This is a genomic window from Nonomuraea harbinensis (genome assembly GCF_019396385.1).
Lineage (GTDB): Bacteria > Actinomycetota > Actinomycetes > Streptosporangiales > Streptosporangiaceae > Nonomuraea > Nonomuraea ferruginea.
Genome location: NZ_JAHKRN010000009.1, coordinates 235629 through 242932, shown reverse-complemented (window position 1 = coordinate 242932; position 7304 = coordinate 235629). Strand labels below are relative to the sequence as shown.

The 7304-nt window shown below is 69.3% G+C and carries 6 protein-coding genes; all 6 read right to left on the bottom strand.

The window, feature by feature from the left end:
* Positions 1–523: IS701 family transposase (locus KME79_RS12885; RefSeq protein WP_246639773.1), on the bottom strand; the 523-nt coding region annotated here is incomplete at its 3' end.
* A gap of 490 nt (positions 524–1013) precedes the next feature.
* On the bottom strand, positions 1014–2222 hold the full coding sequence (locus KME79_RS12880; RefSeq protein WP_219544615.1) for an acyl-CoA dehydrogenase family protein: 1209 nt from the start codon (positions 2220–2222) through the stop codon (positions 1014–1016).
* A 103-nt stretch (positions 2223–2325) separates the two neighbouring features.
* Positions 2326–3162, bottom strand: a complete 837-nt coding sequence (locus KME79_RS12875; RefSeq protein ID WP_219544614.1) for a carbohydrate ABC transporter permease — start codon at positions 3160–3162, stop codon at positions 2326–2328.
* The gene (locus tag KME79_RS12870; RefSeq protein ID WP_219544613.1) at positions 3159–4040 is read right to left on the bottom strand and encodes a carbohydrate ABC transporter permease; all 882 of its coding nucleotides are present in this window, start codon (positions 4038–4040) and stop codon (positions 3159–3161) included. The genes KME79_RS12875 and KME79_RS12870 overlap by 4 nt, the downstream gene beginning before the upstream one ends.
* Complete coding sequence (locus tag KME79_RS12865) at positions 4040–5401, bottom strand: extracellular solute-binding protein (protein WP_219544612.1); 1362 nt, start codon at positions 5399–5401, stop codon at positions 4040–4042. Before KME79_RS12865 ends, KME79_RS12870 begins: the two co-directional genes overlap by 1 nt.
* Positions 5402–5412: 11 nt before the next feature.
* Positions 5413–7290 (bottom strand): glycoside hydrolase family 127 protein, encoded by a 1878-nt coding sequence (locus tag KME79_RS12860; protein WP_219544611.1) that lies wholly within the window; start codon positions 7288–7290, stop codon positions 5413–5415.
* Positions 7291–7304 lie beyond the last annotated feature (14 nt).

Genomic DNA, 7304 nt, shown 5'->3' with positions numbered 1-7304 from the left:
CCATCCGGCGCGCTTCCAGCGCGGCACGCAGACGCGGGTCCTGGCCATAGACCTCATCACCCGTCGCCCAGGCCGCCTGCACGCCGGCCTCCAGCGCGGCCAGAAGCATCGCCGTGGCCAGGGCGGGCTTGGTGGCGAAGGCGGTCTCCTCCAGAAATACCCCGACCTGGCAATTCTCGATCCGGCCCGCGGTTCCGCTGTATTGCCGCTGCACCCCGGCCGAGCGAGCGCCCTTCTTGACGAACCCTGTCTCATCCACGATCAGCACACCGCCGGGGCCGAGCCGGTCGACGGCGAAAGCGCGCACGTCATCGCGCACAGCGTCGGCGTCCCAGCGGGCGGTGCGCAGCAGCCGCTGCAGCGTCTGCGGGCCGATCAGTGCGGCATGTTCGGCCAGGTTCCAGCAGTTCTTGCGGTCGATGTCACCCAGCAGCCCGCGCACATAAGCCCCAGCGGCGCGACGTGGTTCGACCCGGCCGAACCGAGAGGCGATCCGGGCCATCAGCTCGTTGAAGATGACCATCCAGCCATCAGGGTTTACGCTGTGGCTGGCGGCCACCGCACGATCTTTTGTAGTCCTCACAAACTCGAATGATCACGCGGTGGCCGTCGCCATGTGACCCCAACGTCTCAAGATCGCGAAGTGTCACTGGAGTACTAGAGGCCCCGAGCGAAGACCGGCAGTTGAACATCGCGGACCGTCTGGACCGCGGCGAGGGTGCCGGGACCTGCCATCCCGTGACGGTCCACCCGGGCCACGGTCCAACGACGGTCCAGACAGCGAGAAGGCCGGTCACCCCATTGGAGAACCGGCCTCTGACCTGCTGCGATGTGGTGGGCGATACTGGGATCGAACCAGTGACCTCTTCGGTGTGAAGACTGCAGACGCCCTAGGATCACCCCCGCAGCCATGGACGTCAATGTAATCGATCTTCGTTCGATACTGGCGCGAACCTCTGACGGAACAGAGCCCTCAGCCGATCTCCAGGACAGGCGTCCGATAGCGGGTGGGTTCAGCGAACCTGCAGGCCCGTCACCGCGCGCCCGATGATCAGCCGCTGGATCTCCGACGTCCCCTCGAAGATGGTGTAGATCTTGGCGTCGCGGTGGAAGCGCTCCACCGGGTGCTCACGGGTGTACCCCGCGCCGCCCAGGATCTGGATGGCCTGCTCGGTCACCCACACCGCCGTCTCCCCCGCGACCAGTTTCGACATCGAGCCCTCGGCCTGTTCGAAGCGCTTGCCCTGCCGGGCCATCCAGGCCGCGCGCCAGGTCATCAGGCGGGCGATGTCGACCCGGGTGGCCATGTCCGCCAGCAGGAAGGCGATGGCCTGGTTCTCGCCGATCTTGCGGCCGAACTGCTCGCGTTCGCGGGCGTAGTCGCGGGCGTACTCGTAGGCGGCCCGGGCGATGCCGACGGCCATGGCGGCGACCGTGGGGCGGGTGGTCTCGAAGGTGCCCATCGCCGCCTGCTCGCCGGCGCGCTCGCCGTTGCGGACGCGGGCCAGGCGGGCGTCCAGTTTCTCCTTGCCGCCCAGCAGGCACGAGCCGGGTACGCGGACGCCGTCGAGGACGACCTCGGCCGTGTGGGAGGCGCGGATGCCGTGTTTCCTGAACTTCTGGCCCATGGACAGGCCCGGGGTGCCGGGCGGGATGATGAAGGAGGCCTGGCCGCGGGTGCCGAGGCCGGGGTCCACGGAGGCGACGACGATGTGCACGTCGGCGATGCCGCCGTTGGTGGCCCAGGTCTTGACGCCGTCGATGACCCAGTCGCCGTTGTCGTACACGGCTCTGGTGCGGATGGCGCCGACGTCGGAGCCGGCGTCGGGCTCGGAGGCGCAGAAGGCCCCCAGCTTGACGTCGTTCTCCGTGCCGAACATCTCCGGCAGCCACTGACCCGCCTGCTCGGGCGTGCCGCTGCCGGACAGCGCCGCGGCGGCGAGGCAGCTGCCGACGATCGACAGGCCGATGCCGGCGTCGCCCCAGAACAGCTCCTCGAACACCACGGGCAGCGCGAGGCCGCTTTCCTCGAACCACTGGGTGGCGAAGAAGTCCAGCGAGTAGAGGCCGATCTTGGCCGCCTCCTGGATGACCGGCCAGGGGGTCTCCTCGCGCTCGTCCCATTCGGCGCCGGCGGGGCGGACCACGTCGCGGGCGAAGGTGTGCACCCAGTCCCGGACCTCGATCACGTCCTGGTTGAGGTCCAGACTGAAGCCGCTCATGTGGTCGCTCCCTGAGATCTTTCCGGTGAGGCCTGGCCGACGCCAGTATGCTACCGGCCAGTAGTCGCAGGCCGGTGTGACGGGCCGCGGCGCGCCACCCCCTTCAGTTCTTGATCCCGGTCAGCGTGACCCCCTCGATGAAGTACCGCTGCAGGAGGAAGAACAGCGCGATGATCGGCGCGATCACCGCCGCCGAGGCGGCCATGAGGTAGCCCCACTGCGTCAGGTAGATGCTCTGGAACGACGCCAGGCCCAGGGACAGCGTGTAGTTCTCCTCGCTCTGCAGGTAGAGCAGCGGCCCGAGGAAGTCGTTCCAGGTGCCGATGAACGCGAAGATGGTGACCACGATGATGGCGGGCCTGGACAGCGGCATGACGACGGTCCAGAACACCCGCCAGGGCGAGGCGCCGTCGATGTAGGCGGCCTCGTCCAGCTCGAACGGGATCGTCAGGAAGAACTGCCGCAGCAGGAAGACGTTGAACACGCCCCCGCCCGCCCCGGCGAACCAGCTCGGGACGGTGAGCGGCGCGATCGTGTCCAGCGCGCCGAGCCGCTGCCACATCACGAACGTCGGGATGAGCGTGACCGCGTACGGCAGCATGACGCCGGTCAGCAGCAGCGCGAAGACCACGTCGCGGCCACGCCAGCGCAGCCGGGAGAAGCTGAAGGCGGCCACCGAGCAGGTCAGCACCGTGCCGAGCACGCTGACGACGGCGATGACCAGCGTGTTGACGAAGTAGCGGCCGAAGGGCTGGGTGGTGAGCGCCTCGCTGAAGTTCGACCACTGGAACGGGGAGGGGATCCACTCCGGCGGGGCGACGAACATCTGGGCGTCCCGCATGAGCGCGCTGCGCACGAGCCACACGAACGGGAGCAGCGTCGGTACGGCGCCGGCCAGGAGTGCCAGGTAGAGCAGGAGCCGGCGCGGCCCGCGAGTCACCGGGCGCCTGCCATCTCGTAGTAGACCCAGCGGCGCGCGTTCCTGAACAGGAGGAACGTCACCACCATGATGATCATGAACAGGGTCCAGGCGAGCGCGCTGGCGTAGCCCATCTCGCTCTCGTTGAACGCCTTGCGGAACAGGTAGTAGACGTAGAAGAGGGTGGCGTGGTTGGGTCCGCCCTCGGTCATCACGTACGCCTGGTTGAACACCTGGAAGGTGCCGACCACGCCGACCACCAGGTTGTAGAAGATGGTCGGCGTCATCATCGGCAGCGTCACGTGCCAGAAGCGCCGCAACGGCCCGCCGCCGTCGATCGAGACGGCCTCGTACAGGTGCCGCGGCACGCCCTGCAACCCGGCCAGGAAGATCACCATGGTGTTGCCGAAGGCCCAGGTGCTCATGATGATCAGCGACGGCACCGCGGTGGACTCGGCGTAGATCCACTGGGAGGTGGGCAGCCCGCCCTGCCGGAGCAGGGAGTTGAGCAGCCCGAAGTCCGGGTTGAAGATCCAGATCCAGAGCACGACGTTGGCGATCGCGGGCACCAGCGTCGGGAGGTAGAAGATCGTCCGCCACACCGACAGGCCGCGGACGCGCTGGTTGAGCAGCACGGCCACGGCGAAGCTGACGATGAGCACCAGCGGGACCGAGCCGAGCGTGTAGTACGTGGTGGTGGTCAGCGACTTCCAGAACAGCTCGTCGCCGGCCATGGCCGTGTAGTTGCCGAGCCCGACGTACACCGGGGCGGCGCCGATCCGCCAGTCGGTGAGGCTGAAGAACGCCGAGGCCGCCATCGGGCCGATCGTGAAGATCAGGAATCCGAGGATGGCGGGCAGCGCCATGAGGATGCCCCAGCGCGTCTCAAGGCGGCGCATCACACCTCCTGGGTGTGGTGCCAGCCCTGCAGCATGCCGGTGATCTTGGGGGTGGCGGCCTTGAGGATCTCGCCGGCCGGCCGCTTGCCGGTCTCGATCTCCTGCAGGGCGGGGGTGAGCACGTCGCCGGCGATGGCCGACAGGTTCCTGAGCCGGTTGCGGAAGTCGGGCACGCCGTGCTCCCGGGTGTAGTCGACGACGGCGGTGCGGAACTCCGGCGGGTGCTGGTCGTTCCTGGTCCAGGCGTCGATCGCCGCCTGGTCCTCGTAGTACTTCTTCTCCTGCGGCATCCACAGGCCCCGCGCGTACAGGTCGACGTAGCGGGGGTCGTTGTGGAAGGCGAACAGCTCGACCGCCTCCTGCTCGTGCGCGGTGCCGGCGAACACCGCCGACGCCCCGGCGACCTGGGTGGCGGTGTACGGCTCGGCGTACTTCGGCAGCACGCCGATGCCGTAGTCGACGCCGCTCTCGTTCATGTCGAGCAGGCTCCAGTGGCCGTCCACGACCATCGCCACCCGCTTGGTCTTGAGCAGGATGTTGGTGCCGGGCACGTCGTCGCCGGTGGCGGCGAGTTGGCCGGGGCCGGGCGCGACGCGGTGCTCGTAGATGAGGTCCTGCAGGTTCTGGAACACCTCGATCGCCTCGGGCGTGTCCAGCCGGCAGGCCCTGCCGGTCTCGTCGGCGATGTCGCCGCCGTTGGAGCGCAGGTAGCCGTACCAGGCCGCGCCGTAGGTGATGCTGCTGGAGACGCCGAACTGCCTGACCTGCCCGGGGTCGAAGCCGGACTCGTCCGGGTGCCTGCCGTTCTGGTCGACGGTGAGCTTGTAGGCGTTCTCGACGAGCTGGTCCCACGTCCAGGCCGAGGCGGCGGCGGCCGGCGGGGTGACGCCGGCCGCGGCCACGGCGGACCTGCTGAACCACAGCAACATGGACTCGTTCGCGGTGGCGAGACCGTGCAGGTTGTCTTCGCCGCTCCACAGGTAGGCGTCGGGGAGGTAGCCGGCCAGCTGCGGATACTTCTTCAGGTACGGGAACAGGTTGACCAGCTTGCCCTGCTCGCCGAGCCGGAACGACATCGCCATCGGGACGTAGCCGGCGTCCGGCAGGCGGTCGCCCGCCACCAGGGTGTTGAGCTTCACGTCGTACTCGTCGGGGGTGTAGAGCGGTTTGACCGTGACGCCCGGGTTCTTCTGCTCGTACTGCTTGAGCATGTTCTCGACGGCCTTCTTCTCGAACGTCGAACCCCAGAACATGAACTGCAACTGTGTCCTGCCGGGCCGCTCCTGGTCACCGCCGCAGGCCGCGGCCGTGGCCCCGAGAGCGGCGAGGCCGCCGAGCTTCAACAGGTCGCGTCTTCTCATCGGCGTGTTCCTTACGCGAGGGGGATCCAGACCCGCATCGCGCCACCGTCGCGGTTGTCCCACTGGAAGTAGGGGACGGCCGTCGCGGTCACGCGGGTGCTGGTCGCGAGGGGCTTGCTGGTGTACGGGAGACCGTCGCGCGGCTCGTGCACCACGACCGCGTCGACGTCGAGCAGGACCGTGCGGCCGACGCCCGGCAGGTCGTCCCTGGGGACCGGGCGGGGCACGGCGTCACGGGCGATGGCCAGGTCGTCCACCTCGACGCGGCCGGACTGGTCGGCCTGCTCGAAGCAGTAGACGAGAGGGCCGCGCTGCAGCGCGGCGCTGCCCCTGACGGCGTCGACGCGGTGGTGCGGGCGCAGGAGCCTGGGGGTCAGATCGAGGTTCAGCTCAACGGTGTCGCCAGCCCGCCAACCCGAGCGACGAATCCTGAAATATCCGTCTTCGTCGGGCTGGGCGAGGTGGTTGTCGACGTACGTGGTCTCGCTCCAGGAAGGGATCCGGAGCGCCAGCTCCCACTCCCCCGCCGGCGCCTCCTCGACCGTCACGCGGACCAGGCCGTCCCACGGGTAGTCGGTGTCCACCCGCACCCGTCCGCCGCCTCCGCTCACGACGCCCTCGGCGTACTGGTGGAGTTGCAGCCCGGCCTCGCTCCGCGTGGCGAGGTAGCCGCCGAGCGAGGCCACCAGCCGCATGATGTTCGGCGGGCAGCAGGCGCACGCGAACCACTCCCTGCGCCGCCCGAGGTAGGCGTCCTCGACCAGGTCGTTCCTGCGCTGCAGGGGGTTGACGTAGCAGAACCGCCGGCCGTCGGCCGAGGTGCTCGCCGCGAAGGCGTTGAACAGCACCCGTTCGAGCAGGTCGGCGTAGCGGCCGTGGCCGGTGGCCAGCAGCAGCCGCCAGTTCCAGTGGATGCTCGCGACGGCCGCGCAGCTCTCGCTGTAGGCGCGGTCGGGCGGCAGTTCGTAGCGCTCGCCGAACGCCTCGCCGTCGTGCCGCGAGCCGTTGCCGCCGGTGACGTAGGTCTTGGTGGCGACCATGTCCTCCCACCGGCGCACCGAGCACTCCAGCAGCGACTCGTCGCCCGTCTCCAGGTAGAGGTCGACGACGCCGGCCTCCAGGTAGAGCTGGCGTACGGCGTGCCCGACCGGCGTGTCCGCCTCCCGTACCGGCAGATGGTCCTGGGCATAGAGCGGGCCCATGCCGCTGTCGCGGATCAGTCCCTTGCCGCGGTTGTCGACCAGCTTGGCCGCCAGGTCGAGGTAGGCGGGATCGCCGGTCAGCCGGTGCAGCTCGACCAGCGCGGTCTCGACCTCGGCGTGGCCGTCGATGCCGTCGTTCCCACCGGTGAGGAACACCTGGACGAGGTGGTCGGCCAGGCGGCGGGCGACCGGGAGCAGCGTGTCCCCGGCGCCCGCGCGGCTGGCCGCCACCGCCGCCTGGAGCAGGTGGCCTGCGCAGTACATCTCGTGGCTGTACTCCAGCTCGGCATAGATCTTCTCGGGCTTGACGACCTGGTAGTGGGAGTTGAGGTAGCCGTCGGGCCGCTGCGCGGCGGCCAGCACGGCCGCGGCCCGCTCGATGAACGCCGTGTACCGGGGGTCGGGAGCGCGGGCGTGCTCCCAGGCGACGGCCTCCAGCTGCTTGTAGAGGTCGGAGTCCTGGAACCGGTATCCCTGGAACTGGCCGTCGCGCTCCCCCGCCGCGCGGCGGAGGTTGGGCAGCGCGCCCGATCGTTCCATCCGCTCCAGGCCGAGCGGGATGCTCGTCTCACGGTTCACCCGCTGCCACCGGGCGAGCGGCCCGCCGGTGACGCGGGCGTCGCGAAGGCCGATCGGCCGCAGGACGGCGCGGGCGGAAGGGACGGCGGGACCGGGGATCTGATCCATCGAGCTCCTCACCA

What these genes read in the sequence shown, in the direction of transcription:
- KME79_RS12880 (WP_219544615.1), bottom strand. Translation starts at nt 2,222, where the DNA reads ATGAGCGGCTTCAGTCTGGACCTCAACCAGGACGTGATCGAGGTCCGG.
- KME79_RS12870 (WP_219544613.1), bottom strand. Translation starts at nt 4,040, where the DNA reads ATGCGCCGCCTTGAGACGCGCTGGGGCATCCTCATGGCGCTGCCCGCC.
- KME79_RS12865 (WP_219544612.1), bottom strand. Translation starts at nt 5,401, where the DNA reads ATGAGAAGACGCGACCTGTTGAAGCTCGGCGGCCTCGCCGCTCTCGGG.
- KME79_RS12860 (WP_219544611.1), bottom strand. Translation starts at nt 7,290, where the DNA reads ATGGATCAGATCCCCGGTCCCGCCGTCCCTTCCGCCCGCGCCGTCCTG.